This window comes from Streptomyces sp. NPDC053431 (assembly GCF_044544925.1).
GTDB lineage: Bacteria > Actinomycetota > Actinomycetes > Streptomycetales > Streptomycetaceae > Streptomyces.
The window spans coordinates 24,626-39,834 of sequence record NZ_JBITXX010000024.1; the positions used below are offsets into that span (position 1 = coordinate 24,626).

Genomic DNA, 15,209 nt, shown 5'->3' on the forward strand with positions numbered 1-15,209 from the left:
GAGCGCGGTCCCCGTCACCGCCGTGGCAGGCTCCCGCGGCACCCCGTTGCGCCGGCTCGCCGCCGGATCGTTCGACGGGTCCGCGTGGTCGCTGGACCGGGAGCGCACCACGGCCGCGGCCTGCGTCCTGGCCTTCTGCGCGGCGCTGTTCGCGCAGGGCGGCGCCGCCCGGTGGGTCGCGGCGGCCCTCGTTCTCGACGGGCTGCTCGCGGCGCTGCCCTGGCGGACTCCGCGCGCGGGCCGGAGCGGACCGAGCTTCTGGGCGGAGACGCTGTGCGGGATCGCCGTGCCCGCGGGTGCGGGCGTCGCGGCCCTCCTCGGCGGCCTCGACTGGGGCACCGGGGCGGCCGCCTGGTGGTGGTACGCGGTCGCCGTCGCCGTGGGGGCGGTGCTGGTGCTGACCGGCGGGATGAACCTCAAGGCGCTCGTCTCGGGCGACCTCGCCTTCGTGTACGGTCCCACGCCGCGGTCCCACGCGCTGGCGCGGGTGACGGCGAGCACCGTCTCCCCGCTGGGCGAGGAGGTCGTCTTCCGAGGAGTCGTCCTCGCCGCGGCCGCCGCCGGCGGCACGGGCGCCGGGGGCGCGGCCTGGCCCCTCGGCCTGCTCGCGGCGATCGCCTTCGTGGCCCGCCACCACCTGCCGGCCGGTCAGAACCGCCGTGGTTCCTCCCGTGCCCTGCTGGCCGAGGTCACCGCCGCCGGTCTCCTCCTCGCGCTGGTCGCCGCCTCCGGGTCCGTCTGGCCCGCCCTGCTGGCCCACGCGCTCAACAACGCCCCGTCCGTCGTCTTCGAGCTCCAGCGGGAGCGGCCCGCCGAAAGGAAGGAACCATGACAGAGATCCACGGAGTGTCCCTCGCGGCACTGCGCGACCAGGGTGCCCTGCCCTCCTCGCACCACTGCGTCTACCTGAGCGGCTCGCTGGTGCGCGGCTGGGGCAACGCGCTCAGCGACGTCGACGTGTACGTCATCACGGACGAGGACTGGAGCAGCCCGACCGCCGAACAGGGGCACGTCGCCCTGGAACCCGACACCCTCCCGGTGGAGATCCGCTACGTCGACGGGCGGCGCTGGGACATCGAGTACTGGCGCGAGACCCAGATCGACCAGGTCCTCGCGAAGGTCGACTGGTCGGTGCTCGACGGCTCGAAGGCCGCCGGCAACCGGCTGTCCTCCGACGAGCTGTACTTCCTGGAGCGCCTGTCGTACGCCGCCGCCGTCTCCGGCGACGACTGGCTGCGGGCGCGCAAGGAGCAGCTGGAGAAGTCGGCCATGCGGTCCGTCCTCGTGGCGCGCTCCCTCAACAACGCGGACACGTACACCCAGGACGTCATCGGCCAGCTCGAGGCCGGGGACGTGGAGAGCGCGGTCCTGTCGACCAAGATCGCGTTCGGGCACGCCGTCGACGCGCTGGTCGCCGCGGCGGGTGAGTACGGCCTGAACCCGAAGTGGCGGGCCCGCCGCTTCCGCGCCGCGGCGCCCGGACTGCTCACCTTCGAGGAGTACTGGTCCGTCGAGAACATGCACCGCTACGACCCCTCGAACCCGCGTGCGTGGGTGGAGGAAGCCCTTGAGATCTGCCAGCGAATCTCCCTGGAGGTGTCCATCTGATGACCACGGAACAGACCGCCGCGCCCCTCTCGGAGGCTTCGGTGCCGAGCCGCCGCCTGGACGCGCGCACCCGCCGTACGCGCACGGGCATGCTGATCGCGGGCCCGGACCAGGCCTTCGAACTGACCGAGACCGCCGCCGAGATCTGGACCCTGCTGGACGGCAGGCGCACGGTCGCGGAGATCGGCCGGAAGCTCGCCGAGACGTACGACATCGACGCGGAGACGGCCACGAGCGACGTGCTGGAGGTCCTGGAGACCCTGGCCGCCTCGCAGGTCGTCACCGTCGCCGGCTGACGGACGCCGAACCCGACCCGACCCGAGCCGACCCGACCCGAGCCGACCCGACCGCGTCGTGGGGAGAACGCCGTCCTCCCTCCGACGCGGGTGCGGGAGTCCTCCCTCTCCGCGCCGGTGACGGCGGCTCAGGTGCCGCTGCCGACACGGGCGATGAGGAGAGCGATGTCGTCGTCCGAGGAGGCCGGGACGAGGTGGGTGAGCAGCCGGTCGCAGAGGGCGGACAGCGACGGAACGGGCTTGGCGAGCAGCTCGGTCAGTTCGCCGAGGCGCGCGTCGATGTCGCTGTTGCGGGCCTCCACGAGGCCGTCGGTGTACAGGACGAGCAGACTGCCCTGGGGCAGGGTGAGATCGGTGGTCGTGAAGGGGACTCCACCGACGCCCAGCGGCAAGGCCGGCGGTACGTCGAGCAGGCGGACGACGCCGTCGGGGGTGACGGCCGCCGGGGGCGGGTGTCCTGCCCGGGTGACGCGGCAGAGGCCGGTCGCCGGGTCGACGACGACGCACAGGAACGTCGCGAGCATGGGCTCGGCGAGGTCGTGCAGCGCCTCCTCCAGCTGATACAGCAACTCCTCGGGAGAGAGGTCCAGCCGGGCGAGGGCCCTGACGCTCGCGGAGAGCCGGCCCATCACCGCCGCGGCCGCGGTTCCGTGGCCCATGACGTCGCCGATGACGAGGGCGGCCCGGCCGCCGTCGAGGGCGATGACGTCGTACCAGTCGCCGCCGACCTCGTTCACGTCGCTGGCCGGGAGGTAGCGGTGGGCGACCTCGATCCCCGGCGGCGGGCTGATGTGCTGCGGCAGCATGCTGCGCTGCAGCACGGCGGCGGTGTCGTGTTCACGCCGGTAGAGGCGTGCGTTGTCGACACACACCGCGGCGCGGGCCGCCAGTTCACCGGCGAGCGCGACGTCGTCTTCGGTGAAGGGGCCCATGGGGCGGGTCCGGTAGAAGGTGGCCAGGCCGAGCACCACGCCCCGGGCGAGCAGCGGGGTCATCATGAACGAGTGCACCCCCAGGCCGAGCACCGCTGCGGGGGCGGTGGAGTGGGCGGCCGCGGGGGCGATGGCCTCCTCGTCGAACTCCGGGACGACGAACGGGCGGCGCGCGCCGAGCGCCCGGGTGTAGGGCGCGTTGGCGGGGAAGATCAGCGTGCGGCCCAACGGGGCGAGGGCGCTGGTGATGGGCGATCCGGTCAGCGGCGCCTTGGCCAGCCGGCGCAGGGTGGTGCCGCCGACCAGGCCGGCGCCGAGGTCGCCCCCGGCGGCGAGGGTCTCCAGGACGTCGACGGTGACGGCGTCCGCGAGGTCGGGCACGGCGACGTCGGCGAGTTCCTGTGCCGTGCGTTCCAGGTCCAGGCTGGTGCCTATCTTGAGGGTGGCCTCGTTGACGAGGGCCAGGTGGCGCCTGCTCGCGTCGGCCTCGAGCTGCGCCTGCTGCTGTGCGGTGATGTCGATCAGGGTGGCGGCCAGGCCGATCGGGCGTCCGTCGGCGTCCTCCAGCCGGACGTACGACCCCGACCACACGTGGTCGCGGTCCGGGTCGGCCGGCGTGCGGCCCGTGCGGCGGGAGTCCAGGACGGGTCTGCCCTCGTCCAGGGCCCGGCGCATCGAGCGCTCCATCTCCGCGGCGTTGACGTCGGGCAGGATCTCGACCAGGCGGCGCCCGATGTGAGCGGCCTGCGGGAGGCCGTTCATGGCCTCCAGGGCGGGATTGACGCGGAGGAACCGCAGCTGGGTGTCCAGGATCGCGATGCCGACCGGGGAGCGGGAGAACAGTCCGTCCCACACCGCCGAGGAACCGCGGATCCGTCGTGCGGCCTGCGCCTCGGCGGCGAACACCAGCACCGTCGTCCCGCCCCGGTGCCGGGCCGGGACCGGGCACGCCCAGATCTCCAGGTCCAGCGGGCGCCCCTCCTTGTGCCAGACGGTCACCGTGCCCATGACCCCTCGGCCGGTGGCCGCGCCCTCCCACAGCGACCGGCCGAGGCTGCGGTCGGCGCCCGGGTGGAGCAGATCGGCGATGTGCAGGCCGAGCACCTCGTGCGGGGTGTAGCCGAGCAGGTCCTCCGCGGCGTGGTCCCAGCGGACGATCGCCCCGTCCGCGCTGGTGGCGACCACGGCGACCGGCAGCGCCCCCAGCCATCCGCCCGCGTCCCGGGCGGCACTGGTGGTCACTTCGTCGAAGGGCACCTGCTGCATCGCCACCGCGATTCCCGTAGCCGCCCACCCCTGGACGGGCTGCCGTCCCTCCTCAGTATGGGTGCGTGCCCCGCGGTACGTCGCGCGGACCGGCCGTGGGGGCGGTCGTCGTGGAGGTGCGCCGGCGCGGGTGAAGCGCGCGACCGGGGGTAGCGGGAGTGCGTACCTGAGACGTCCACGAGGAGGAGCACACGATGTCCCGGCACCAGCACGAGTCCGGCAAGAGCGGGGAGCACCCCGACACCGCCGTGGAGGAGGTCCTGCACGAGGTCGAGGAGGCGGAGACGGACGTCCGGGACGACGGCGACTCGCCCGGCCGCACCCCGGCGACCGACGCCCTCACGCCGAGCGAGAGCGCCCAGGAGGACGCACGGCGCCGAGCGGGCGACCCCAGTGCCCCAAAGGACGCGCGGCGCCGAGCGGGCGACCCTGAGGCCTCGCGGGACTGAGCGCGCGAGTGAGCGCGCGACTGAGCGGCGAGGTGGAGTGGTCGGCACGTCGCGCTGACGGCCGCCGGCCTGGGTACCTGGCCGACGGTCGCGGTGCTCGTCCTGGCCGCGGGCGCCGTCAGCCGCGGGGCTCGTCCGGGGTGCTCCAGGAGTCGTCGCGCCGGTGGCGGCCGTGGGCCTGGGTGGGGTCGCCGACAGGACGGCGCCGCCGTGCGACGCGTCGGCTGCCCCACCAGAACGCGGCGAGGAGTACGGCGACGATCACCGCGCCGATGACGATCGCGAAGATCACGGCGTTGGATCCGGAGGACGCCAGCACGGGGGCGGCCGCGGACACGGAGACGGACACGGATTCGATCATGATCACCTTTCGGGGCGGTCGGCGTGCGGAGCGGGGAGGTGTGCGTCGCGGCGGCTCGCACCGCGTGCGCCGGGGCGCACCCCGCGACTGTCCCGTCCTTCCGGCCGCAAACTCCGCCGCTCGGGTGTCACCGACGTGAACAGGCCGTCCTCAGGGGCTTCGCCGCCCGGTGACGGGCTCCTCGGCCGCGGGAGCGGCGGTCCCGGCCTCGGCGGCGGCTCCCCGCCCCGCCCGGGAGGCCGTGTACGCGACCTCACGCAGCCGGCTCAGACGAGCGGTCGGGTGCAGGTCCGGGAGGCGGTGCCGGTAGGGGTCGTACGCCTCGCGGTCCTGGGGCGCCGGAGCCTGCGGCGGTCCCGTGGTCAGGGTGCCCAGCGGGCGCGGCGTGACGCGGCCGGGCTCGGCCGCGCAGAGGGTGAAGGCGATCGGGCCGGCCGCCAGGGCCCGCCGTAGTGCTTCGGGACGGCCCGGCAGACGCGTGCGCGCCGGTTCGGGCCACAGGGTCAGCAGGACGGTCCGCTCGCCGACCCGGTAGGAGAGCAGGGACGAGTACGGGCCCCCGAGCGCGTCCCGGCGCAGCAGCGGCAGGTGCCGGGTACGGCGGCCCCGGCCGCTGCTGGTGAACAGCAGGTCCAGGGGGCGGTCCGGCCCTCCGGCGTCGCGGACCCGCAGCGCGATGCCCAGGCCGTCGGGCAGGCTCCCGGGCAGGCCGAGCGCGCGCGACCACCTCATCCGCACCGGGTGGTCGGCACCCCCGTCGAGCCACGGCACGCCCCACGGGCGCCCCGCCTCGGGCCGTATCCGCAGCAGCGCGTCACAGCTGACGCCGTGGGGATGCAGCGCCGGTGCGCCGCGGTGGGCGGCTCCCCACTCGACGAGACGGCTCACGCCGCCGAGGACGGCACGCGGCAGCCGCCCCGGCTCCGATCCGGTCACCATGCCGCGCCTCCCCGCGTCCGTCGGGACGTACCGATTCCCCGCCGCTACCCGTCCCGCCCGCATTCAGTCGCGGGACGGGAGGCGCCGCTTCTCATGCCGCTCCCTCGTCCCCGCGTGGGTCCGGCAGGACCGGGGTAGTCGGCCGACATGCACGAGAACCAGGGCCAGGCCGGGATGGCGACCACGATCCGATCCCTGGACGAGCTGACCGAACTGATCGCCAAACGGCGCCACCTGTACCTGCGGTGGTCGCTCGGCCCGCAGACGGACCTCTCGGCCCCCACGAGCCGGGACGGACTGACCGGCGTCGAGCTGCCCGGCCTGTCCGCGAACCCGCTGGACGTCGAGGACTGGTGGGGCGAGCGGTCCCTGCGCACCTGGGCGGCGCGCCGCCTGTACGACTACTCGCACCTGCCGCACATCAGGGACGGCCAGGTCCGTCCGTGGCTGCTGTCCGGCACGGAGACGGGCCGGGGTCCCGACAACGAACCGCTCCTGACGGACGTCCGGCCTCTCGGCTGGGTCGACGAGCAGGTCATCGCCCAGGCGGAGGAGGAGGTCGCGCGGCAGAAGGGCTCCTGGGGGCCGCTCGCCCGCCACTGAAGTTCCTGCCGCACGACGGCCGGGCATCCCTCCCCCGCCTTGCCGCCTCCCCCGCCACTGACGGTCCTGCCGCGCGAGGGCCGGGCATCTTTCCGCCGCCGTGCCGCCTCCCCCGCCTCCTTCCGCCCTGCCTGTGCCACCCGCAGCCGTCCTCCGCCACCTGCCGCCCGGTCCGAAGGCGCCTATCGTGACGTCATGCGGCTGCTGCTGACCTCGGACACCCATCTCCCGTCGCGTGCCAGGCAGCTGCCGGAGGAGTTGCTCGCGGCCGTCGACCGGGCCGACGCCGTCATCCACGCCGGGGACTGGACCGACGAGGCCGCCCTGGACCTGCTGGAGGGCCGCGCCCGCCGCCTGATCGGGGTGTACGGGAACAACGACGGCCCGGCCCTGAGGCGGAGGCTCACCGAGGTCGCCCGAGCGGAACTGGGCGGGCTGCTGTTCGGGGTGGTGCACGAGACGGGGGCGGCGGCGGGCCGGGAGCAGCGCTGCGCCCGCCGCTTCCCCGACCTCGACGTCCTCGTGTTCGGCCACAGCCACATCCCCTGGGACTCCACGGCCCCCGGCGGGCTGCGCCTGCTCAATCCCGGCTCACCCACCGACCGCCGCCGTCAGCCCCACTGCACCTACATGACCGTGGACGTCTCGAACGGCGTACTCGGAGAAGTCGTCCTGCACCGGCTGCCCCCGAGGAGCCCGGTGGACGGGCCGGGCCGCCCGCGCCGTCGCTGACCGCCCGCGCCGTCGCTGACCCTGGCGCCCTCGCTGATCGCCGGCCCCCGCTGACCGCGGGCCTTCGCTGATCCCTGCCCCCCGCTTCGCGCGGGCGCCCCGCGCGACCTCCCGCGCGGCCGAGGGGCGCAGGCCCGTCCCCGGTGGGAGGCTGGGCCGGTACGGGATCTGCGAAAGGGACTATCCATGATCACCACCGACTTCGCCCCCGGCTCCCCCTGCTGGCTCGACCTCGGTGCTCCCGACGTCCCGGCCGCGGCGGCCTTCTACGGCGCTGTCCTCGGCTGGGACTACGAGCCCATGACCGGCGGCGGGGAGGACATGGAAGGCGGCATGTTCCGCAAGGACGGCAAGATCGTCGCCGGCCTGGGCAAGCTGACCGAGGAGGGCGCCCGGTCCGCCTGGATGATCTACTACAGCGTCGCCGACGCGGACGCCACGACCGAGGCCGTCGAACGCGCCGGGGGCACCGTGCGGGTCGCGCCGAGGGACCTCGAGGAGTGGGGACGCATGGCCCAGTACAGCGACCCGCTGGGAGGCCAGTTCGCCGTCTGGCAGCCCGGCGGCAACAAGGGCGTCGACCTGGTGGACGCGCCCGGCTCGCTGTCCTGGACGGAGCTCTACACGACCGACGCCGCGGCCGCCCGGGACTTCTACGGCAGCGTCTTCGGCTGGCAGTACTCCGACATGGAGATGCCCGGCGGCGGAGGCACGTACACCCTGATCACCCCCGCCGGTCTGCCCCAGGAGCGCATGCAGGGCGGTTTGATGGAGCTTCCCGCGGAGCACCTCGCCCTCGCGGGCGGCCGCCCGTACTGGCACCCCGTGTTCGACGTCGTGGACTGCGACGCCGCGATCGCCAAGGTCACGGAGAACGGCGGCAGCGTCCAGATGGGCCCGGACGACGCCGAGGGCGTGGGCCGCCTCGCCGTCTGTCTCGACCCGTCCAGCGCCGACTTCGTCGTCCTGACGCCGACCCCGGAATGACCGGGGACGGCCCCGGACCAGCTCTCCGTGGGCCCCGTGAGCCGCACCGCGAGCGACGACGTTCTGCGTGTTCTTCGCGCCGTGCGGTGCCACGGTGCGGGACCATACGGACGAAAGGTTGGAAAAGCCTAGTAAGGAAGAAGGGGCGGACGTGTCCGGCAGCGAGAGCGAGAACCCAGCAATCCCCTCCCCCACCCCCACGCCGTCCCGCCCCAGGAGCAACCGGGACTGGTGGCCCAACCAGCTGGACCTCCAGGTGCTGGCCCAGCACTCGCCCCGTTTCGATCCGATGGACGAGGACTTCGACTACGCGGCGGAGTTCGCCACCCTCGACGTCGACGCGCTGAAGCGGGACGTCATCGAGCTGATGACGAAGTCGCAGGACTGGTGGCCCGCCGACTACGGCCACTACGGACCGCTGTTCATCCGGATGAGCTGGCACGCCGCCGGCACGTACCGGATCGCGGACGGCCGGGGCGGCGGCGGCAGCGGCGCCCAGCGCTTCGCGCCGCTCAACAGCTGGCCGGACAACGCGAGCCTGGACAAGGCGCGGCGGCTGCTGTGGCCGGTCAAGCAGAAGTACGGCCGGAAGATCTCCTGGGCCGACCTCCTGGTGTTCGCCGGCAACTGCGCCATGGAGTCCATGGGGTTCCGGACGTTCGGCTTCGGCTTCGGGCGCGAGGACATCTGGGAGCCCGAGGAGATCTTCTGGGGTCCCGAGGACACCTGGCTCGGCGACGAGCGCTACAGCGGCGACCGCGAGCTCGCCAAACCGTTCGGCGCCGTGCAGATGGGACTGATCTACGTCAACCCGGAGGGCCCGAACGGCAATCCGGACCCGCTGTCCGCCGCCCGCGACATCCGGGAGACCTTCGGGCGGATGGCCATGAACGACGAGGAGACGGTCGCGCTCATCGTCGGCGGCCACACCTTCGGCAAGTGCCACGGCGCCGTCGACCCGCAGCACGTCGGCCCGGAACCGGAGGCCGCTCCGCTGGAGCAGCAGGGTCTGGGCTGGCACAACAGGTACGGCACCGGCAAGGGCGTCCACACGATCACCAGCGGGCTCGAGGGCGCGTGGACCAACGAGCCGACGAAGTGGGACAACGGCTACCTGGACAACCTGTTCCGGTACGAGTGGGAGCTGACCACCAGCCCGGCCGGGGCCCACCAGTGGAAGCCCACCGACCCCGCGGCGCAGGACACCGTGCCGGACGCGCACGACCCGTCGAAGCGGCACGCCCCGATGATGCTGACGACCGACCTGGCGCTCCGGGAGGACCCGGTCTACGGGCCGATCTGCCGGCGCTTCCACGAGAACCCCGACCAGCTCGCCGAGGCGTTCGCCAAGGCCTGGTACAAGCTGCTGCACCGCGACATGGGCCCGGTGTCCCGTTACCTCGGCCCGTGGGTGCCCGAGCCGCAGCTGTGGCAGGACCCGGTCCCGGAGGTCGACCACGAACTGGTCGCGGACGAGGACATCGCCGCCCTCAAGGACCGGATCCTCGACTCGGGGCTGAGCATCCCGCAGCTGGTCACGACGGCCTGGGCGGCGGCGGCGAGCTTCCGCGGCACCGACAAGCGCGGTGGCGCCAACGGGGCGCGGATCCGGCTGGCGCCGCAGAAGGACTGGGAGGCCAACGACGTCCCCGAGGTGACCGAGACGGTGCGGCGGCTGGAGGAGATCCAGCGGGACTTCGGGGGTGCGGAGGCCGGCGGCAAGAAGATCTCGCTCGCCGACCTGATCGTGCTGGGCGGCTGCGCGGCGGTCGAGCGGGCGGCCCGGAACGCCGGACACCCCGTCACGGTCCCCTTCACGCCGGGGCGTACGGACGCCTCGCAGGAGCAGACCGACGTGGAGTCGTTCGCCGTGCTCGAACCGCGGGCGGACGGCTTCCGCAACTACCTGCGGGGCGGCGAGAAGCTGTCGCCGGAGACCCTGCTGCTGGACCGGGCGAACCTGCTGACGCTGACGCCGCCCGAGATGACGGTCCTGGTGGGCGGCATGCGGGTGCTGAACGCCGGCTACCGGAACTCCCCGCACGGCGTCTTCACCAAGCGCCCCGAGACGCTGACCACGGACTTCTTCGTGAACCTGCTCGACATGGGCACGGAGTGGAAGACGTCGGAGTCGGACGAGAACGTCTTCGAGGGCCGGGACCGGGTGACGGGAGAGCCGAAGGGCACGGCCACCGCCGTCGACCTCGTCTTCGGCTCGCACTCCCAACTGCGCGCCCTCGCCGAGGTCTACGCCGCCGCGGACGCCCACGAGAAGTTCGTCCGCGACTTCGTGGCTGCCTGGACCAAGGTGATGAACCTAGACCGCTTCGACCTGCGCTGACCGACCGAACGGCGACGGTGCCCCGGAGGTCCTGAACGGACCCGCCGGGGCACCGTCACAGGTGGTGCACCCGGGGCGAAGCTCGGTTGTTAGCTAATTAGCTAATGTGCTAAACATCGGGCATGACAGAAGCTCAGGACGAGGCGGGGGCCTTCCGGGCGCTCGCCGATCCGACGCGGCGCCAGATCCTCGAGGACCTCAGGGGCGGTGAGCTCGCGGCCGGCGAGATCGCGGCCAGGTTCGCGATCAGCGCGCCCTCCATCTCACGGCATCTCGGCGTGCTCAAGGGAGCCGGACTGGTCACCGAGCGACGGGAGGGCAACCGGATCTTCTACGCGCTGGCCGAGGACCGCCTGGCCACCTCCATCGGCCGCTTCCTCAGCGCCGTCTGCCCCGAGCAGATCGTCCTGCGCCACACCAAGTGGCGCCCCGGAGCACAGAGCGAGGGATCATGAGGCAGCCACGTCTGGCCAGTGTCATCGAGCGGCGGCTGCTGGTGAACTACCGCGTCGACCCGGAGGTCGCGGCGCGTCTCCTCCCGGACCGGCTGCGCCCGCAACTCGTGCGCGGGCACGCGGTGGCGGGCATCTGCCTGCTGCGCCTGGGAGGTGTGCGGCCCACCTGGGCACCCGAGGCGTTCGGGCTGCGCAGCGAGAACGCGGCGCATCGGATCGCCGTCGAATGGGACGGGCCGGACGGCGTCGAGACCGGCGTCTACATCCCGCGGCGCGACACCGCCTCCCTGCTCAACACGTGGGCCGGCGGGCGGATCTTCCCCGGCGAGCACGGCCGGGCCGACTTCGACGTGGCCGAGACGCCCGACCGGCTGCGCGTCGCACTCACGACCCGGGACGGCGGCACCCGCGTGGACGTCACCGTCGAGCCGGCGGACGAACTGCGCGGCAGCGAGCTCTTCGCCGATCTCGCCGAGGCCTCCCGTTTCTTCCAGAGCGGGGCCAAGGGATTCTCGGCCACCGGCTCCGGACGCCACCTGGACGGCATGAGACTCCACACCGACGCCTGGCACGTGGAAGCCGGCCGGGTGCGCGCCGCCGCGTCGTCCTTCTTCGACGACCCCGACCGCTTCCCCCCGGGCACCGCGACCCTGGACTGCGCCCTGGTCATGCGCGACGTCCCCGCCCAGTGGCTGCCCCTCCCGTCCATGGCTTCCGGACACGGCGCGGCACACGCCGCCTGAGACCCTCGGCCGCACCGGACGGCGCTTCGGAGCTGTCCGGCGGTAACAGGGCGGTCATCGCGCGTTCCCCGGCGTCCGCGGGTTCGGCGATGACCGGGCGGTGGGGTCGTCTCGTTAGGTTGTGGGGGCGATTTCGTCGCCTTACGGATGACCTTTCAAGAATGCGGAAACCGTCGAATCCATTCCGTTGTCGGCGTCGAATTCGCCCCTTTTCTCGGGCCGTTCGCGCATCGGGTCGGCCCCGATCGAAACGAGAATGGATCACGATGGATTCTCTGACCGAGGCTGTCCTGTCCGGCGCGACCGAGGTGGCGCGGGGCGATGTCCCGCAGGAGTACACCGCCGCGCATCTGCGGGCCCAGGACGTCGGAATGTTCGAGGGCGTCGACGACAAGGACGTGCGCAGGTCGCTTCGGGTCGGGAAGGTGCCGATGCCGGAGCTCGCGCCGGACGAGGTGCTGGTGGCCGTGATGGCCAGCTCCATCAACTACAACACCATCTGGTCGGCCACGTTCGAGCCGCTGCCCACGTTCGGCTTCCTGCGGCGCTACGGCCGCCGGGGCGGATTCGCCGCCCGGCACGACCAGCCGCACCACGTGGTGGGCTCCGACGCCTCCGGTGTCGTGGTGCGGGCCGGCGCCGGCGTCTCGCGGTGGAAGACGGGCGACCACGTCGTCGTCAGCTGCATCCAGGTGGACGACCACGAGCCCGCCACGCACGCGGACGCCATGCTCGGCGCCGAGCAGCGCGCCTGGGGATACGAGACGAACTTCGGCGGCCTCGCGCACTACGCCGTGGTGAAGGCCAGTCAGGTGCTCCCGAAGCCCGCCCACCTGACGTGGGAGGAGTCGGCGAGCGTCATGCTCACCGCCGCCACCTCGTACCGGATGCTGATCAGCGACAAGGGTGCCCGGATCAAGCTGGGCGACGTCGTCCTGATCTGGGGCGCCACCGGCGGCCTCGGGGCGTTCGCGGTGCAGCTGGTGCGCGAGGCGGGCGGGATACCCGTGGGTGTGGTCGGTTCGGAGCGCAAGGCGAAGGCCCTGCAGGCGCTGGGCTGCGACGTGATCGTCAACCGGGAGGAGCTCGGGCTGACGGAACCGGAGACGCCGGACGACGTCATCGAGCAGGGCAAGCGGCTGGGCCGGGCGATCCGGCGGGAGGTGGGCGAGGACCCGCACGTCGCGTTCGACTACGTGGGGCGTGCCACCTTCGGCCTGTCGGTGTTCGTCGTACGCCGTGGCGGCACGGTGGTGACCTGCGGGTCCAGCACCGGCTACCAGCACCTCTACGACAACCGCTACCTCTGGATGAACTCCAAGCGCATCGTGGGCAGTCACGCCGCCAACCTGCAGGAGCAGTCCGAGCTGAACCGGCTCGTGGCGCAGGGCCGGATCCATCCGGTGATGTCGAGCGTCTACGGGCTCGACGACGTGGGTGAGGCGGCCCGTCTGGTGCAGACGAACCAGCACATCGGCAAGGTCGCGGTGCTGTGCCAGGCCCCGACCGAGGGGCTGGGCGTCACCGACCCGGTGCTGCGGGAGAAGATCGGCACCGCCGCCCTGAATCCGCTCCGGGGCCTGTGATGGGCGAGGCGGACATCGGCATCCTCGGGACGGGGTCCTACCTGCCGGCGCGGGAGGTGACGAACGCGGAGGTGGCCGCCCGGACGGGCACCACCGAGGAGTGGATCGAGAGCCGGACGCAGATCCTCGGCCGGCGCTACGCGGCCGAGGACGAGGCGACGTCGGACCTCGCCGTACGGGCGGCCGCGGCGGCCCTGGAGCAGGCCGGTCTGACGCCCGGACAGATCGACTACCTGATCGTGTCGACGTCGACCCCGGATTCGCCGCAGCCCCCGACGGCGTACCACGTCCAGCGTGGGCTGGGCGCGTTCGGCGCCGCCTGTCTCGACGTCAACGTGGTGTGCAGCGGGTTCGTCTACGCACTGTCGCTGGCACGGGCGCTGGTCGCCCAGCGGCCGGGCAGCCACGCCCTGGTCATCGGCGCCGACCTGTACTCGCGCAGCCTCGACTTCTCCGACCGCCGCACGGCGGTGCTGCTCGGCGACGGGGCCGGCGCGGCCGTGGTCGGCGAGGTCCGGCCCGGCCTCGGCTTCCTGGACTTCGAGCTGGGGTCGCGCGGCGACGCCCACCATCTGATCCGGGTCGAGGCCGGCGGCAGCCGGCGTCCGGCGTCGGCGGCGACGGTGGAGGAGGGCGCTCACTTCTTCCGCATGGAGGGCCGGGGCGTACGGGACTTCGTGATGGCCGAGCTGCCCGCGTTCCTGGACAAGCTGTGCGTGCGCTCCGGTGTCGCCATGGCGGAGATCGACCACTTCGTGCCGCACCAGCCCAACGGCGTGATGCTCTCGCGGCTCGTCGAGGAGTGCGGCCTCGGCCGGGCTCGGACGCACCGCACGTTGGAACGGTACGGGAACACGGGGAGCGCGTCGGTCGCGGTGACCCTCGACGCCGCGCACCGACAGGGACGTATCCATGACGGCGACCTCGTGCTCCTCGCCGGTTTCGGCGGCGGGATGTCTCTGGGGGCCGGTCTGATTCGCTGGGGAGCTGCCGCATGATCACGACAGGGAACGACGCCATGCCCGAGATCCGCCGGGTCGGTGTGGTCGGCTGCGGCCTGATGGGGTCGGGCATCGCCGAGGTGTGCGCGAAGGCGGGTCTGGAGGTGACGGTGGTCGTGTCCCGGCCCGAGTCCGTCGCAGCGGGCCGGGACCGCATCGCCCGCTCGCTGGGGCGGGCCGTCGCCAAGGGGAAGCTGACCGAGGCCGAGGCGGAAGCCGTCCTCGGCCGGGTGACGCTGACGGCCGAGCTGGACGACCTGGCGGACCGGCAGCTCGTGATCGAGTCCGTCCGTGAGGACGAGGTCGCCAAGACCGAGCTGTTCGAGCGCCTGGACAAGATCGTCGAGGATCCGCTGGCCGTGCTCGCGTCCAACACCTCCTCCATACCGATCATGCGGCTGGCCCGCCGCACCACGCGGCCGGAGCGGGTCGTCGGCGTCCACTTCTTCAGCCCGGCGCCGGTCCTCCCCCTCGTGGAGGTCACCGCGTCGCTGCTCACCGACGAGGCGGTCGCCTCGCACGTCGAACGGTTCGTGACCGACGTCCTCGGCAAGCAGGCGATCCGCTCCCCCGACCGGACGGGCTTCGTCGTGAACGCGCTGCTCATCCCGTACCTGCTGTCGGCCGTCCGCATGGTGGAGTCCGGCTTCGCCTCCCCCGACGTCATCGACCAGGGGATGCGGGAGGGGTGCTCGCACCCGATGGGGCCGCTGCGGCTGGTGGACCACATCGGCCTGGACGTCGTGGAGTCGATCGCCCGCTGCCTGTACGAGGAGTTCAAGGAGCAGCTGTACGCTCCCCCGTCCCTGCTGGTCCGGATGGTGGAGGGCGGCATGCTGGGGAAGAAGTCCGGGCGCGGTTTCTACGCGTACGCCGGGTAGGGCGGCGGTGCGGCCCGCGCCGTCCCGGA

16 protein-coding genes are annotated in these 15,209 nt (G+C 73.0%); 13 read left to right on the plus strand and 3 right to left on the minus strand.

Annotated features, from left to right (window positions below; translation table 11 throughout):
- Nucleotides 1–22: 22 nt before the first annotated feature.
- Genes ACIGXE_RS34100 through ACIGXE_RS34110 form a run of 3 tightly spaced genes read left to right on the plus strand, consistent with a single transcriptional unit; the run spans nucleotide 23 to nucleotide 1,904 of the window.
- The gene (locus tag ACIGXE_RS34100) at nucleotides 23–832 is read left to right on the plus strand and encodes a type II CAAX prenyl endopeptidase Rce1 family protein (RefSeq protein WP_399753713.1); all 810 of its coding nucleotides are present in this window, start codon (nucleotides 23–25) and stop codon (nucleotides 830–832) included.
- Nucleotides 829–1,608 (plus strand): hypothetical protein, encoded by a 780-nt coding sequence (locus ACIGXE_RS34105; RefSeq protein WP_399753715.1) that lies wholly within the window; start codon nucleotides 829–831, stop codon nucleotides 1,606–1,608. The genes ACIGXE_RS34100 and ACIGXE_RS34105 overlap by 4 nt, the downstream gene beginning before the upstream one ends.
- Nucleotides 1,608–1,904 (plus strand): PqqD family protein, encoded by a 297-nt coding sequence (locus ACIGXE_RS34110; protein ID WP_399753717.1) that lies wholly within the window; start codon nucleotides 1,608–1,610, stop codon nucleotides 1,902–1,904. Before ACIGXE_RS34105 ends, ACIGXE_RS34110 begins: the two co-directional genes overlap by 1 nt.
- Before the next feature lie 128 nt (nucleotides 1,905–2,032).
- Here the strand turns inward: ACIGXE_RS34110 and ACIGXE_RS34115 are convergent, their stop codons facing one another.
- Nucleotides 2,033–4,102: a SpoIIE family protein phosphatase gene (locus tag ACIGXE_RS34115; RefSeq protein ID WP_399753775.1), complete on the minus strand. Its 2,070-nt coding sequence runs from the start codon at nucleotides 4,100–4,102 to the stop codon at nucleotides 2,033–2,035.
- A 194-nt stretch (nucleotides 4,103–4,296) separates the two neighbouring features.
- Here ACIGXE_RS34115 and ACIGXE_RS34120 point away from each other — a divergent pair, with 194 nt between their 5' ends.
- Nucleotides 4,297–4,551: a hypothetical protein gene (locus ACIGXE_RS34120; protein WP_399753719.1), complete on the plus strand. Its 255-nt coding sequence runs from the start codon at nucleotides 4,297–4,299 to the stop codon at nucleotides 4,549–4,551.
- 118 nt (nucleotides 4,552–4,669) lie between these two features.
- Here ACIGXE_RS34120 and ACIGXE_RS34125 read toward each other — a convergent pair whose 3' ends face one another.
- Both ACIGXE_RS34125 and ACIGXE_RS34130 read right to left on the minus strand, forming a co-directional pair.
- Complete coding sequence (locus ACIGXE_RS34125) at nucleotides 4,670–4,912, minus strand: DUF6479 family protein (RefSeq protein ID WP_399753722.1); 243 nt, start codon at nucleotides 4,910–4,912, stop codon at nucleotides 4,670–4,672.
- Between the two features lie 150 nt (nucleotides 4,913–5,062).
- Complete coding sequence (locus tag ACIGXE_RS34130) at nucleotides 5,063–5,851, minus strand: phosphodiesterase (RefSeq protein WP_399753725.1); 789 nt, start codon at nucleotides 5,849–5,851, stop codon at nucleotides 5,063–5,065.
- A 147-nt stretch (nucleotides 5,852–5,998) separates the two neighbouring features.
- Between ACIGXE_RS34130 and ACIGXE_RS34135 the strand changes: the two genes are divergently transcribed.
- The 9 genes from ACIGXE_RS34135 to ACIGXE_RS34175 all read left to right on the plus strand — a co-directional run bounded on the left by ACIGXE_RS34135 (nucleotide 5,999) and on the right by ACIGXE_RS34175 (nucleotide 15,180).
- Nucleotides 5,999–6,454 carry a DUF6098 family protein gene (locus ACIGXE_RS34135; protein WP_399753727.1) on the plus strand — a complete coding sequence of 152 codons (456 nt, stop codon included), beginning with the start codon at nucleotides 5,999–6,001 and terminating at the stop codon, nucleotides 6,452–6,454.
- Between the two features lie 195 nt (nucleotides 6,455–6,649).
- Complete coding sequence (locus tag ACIGXE_RS34140; protein WP_399753730.1) at nucleotides 6,650–7,186, plus strand: metallophosphoesterase family protein; 537 nt, start codon at nucleotides 6,650–6,652, stop codon at nucleotides 7,184–7,186.
- 186 nt (nucleotides 7,187–7,372) lie between these two features.
- On the plus strand, nucleotides 7,373–8,173 hold the full coding sequence (locus ACIGXE_RS34145; protein ID WP_399753732.1) for a VOC family protein: 801 nt from the start codon (nucleotides 7,373–7,375) through the stop codon (nucleotides 8,171–8,173).
- Nucleotides 8,174–8,324: 151 nt separating this feature from the next.
- A complete protein-coding gene (gene katG / locus ACIGXE_RS34150; protein ID WP_399753734.1) occupies nucleotides 8,325–10,514 on the plus strand; it encodes a catalase/peroxidase HPI in 2,190 nt (729 codons plus the stop codon).
- A gap of 122 nt (nucleotides 10,515–10,636) precedes the next feature.
- A complete protein-coding gene (locus ACIGXE_RS34155) occupies nucleotides 10,637–10,969 on the plus strand; it encodes a metalloregulator ArsR/SmtB family transcription factor (RefSeq protein ID WP_358469597.1) in 333 nt (110 codons plus the stop codon).
- Nucleotides 10,966–11,712 (plus strand): DUF2071 domain-containing protein, encoded by a 747-nt coding sequence (locus ACIGXE_RS34160; protein WP_399753736.1) that lies wholly within the window; start codon nucleotides 10,966–10,968, stop codon nucleotides 11,710–11,712. Before ACIGXE_RS34155 ends, ACIGXE_RS34160 begins: the two co-directional genes overlap by 4 nt.
- 266 nt (nucleotides 11,713–11,978) lie before the next feature.
- The gene (gene ccrA / locus ACIGXE_RS34165; RefSeq protein ID WP_399753737.1) at nucleotides 11,979–13,298 is read left to right on the plus strand and encodes a crotonyl-CoA carboxylase/reductase; all 1,320 of its coding nucleotides are present in this window, start codon (nucleotides 11,979–11,981) and stop codon (nucleotides 13,296–13,298) included.
- Nucleotides 13,298–14,296, plus strand: coding sequence for a 3-oxoacyl-ACP synthase III family protein (locus tag ACIGXE_RS34170; RefSeq protein ID WP_399753739.1), 999 nt, complete (start codon nucleotides 13,298–13,300; stop codon nucleotides 14,294–14,296). Before ccrA ends, ACIGXE_RS34170 begins: the two co-directional genes overlap by 1 nt.
- On the plus strand, nucleotides 14,293–15,180 hold the full coding sequence (locus tag ACIGXE_RS34175; protein ID WP_399753740.1) for a 3-hydroxybutyryl-CoA dehydrogenase: 888 nt from the start codon (nucleotides 14,293–14,295) through the stop codon (nucleotides 15,178–15,180). Before ACIGXE_RS34170 ends, ACIGXE_RS34175 begins: the two co-directional genes overlap by 4 nt.
- The last annotated feature ends 29 nt before the right edge of the window (nucleotides 15,181–15,209 follow it).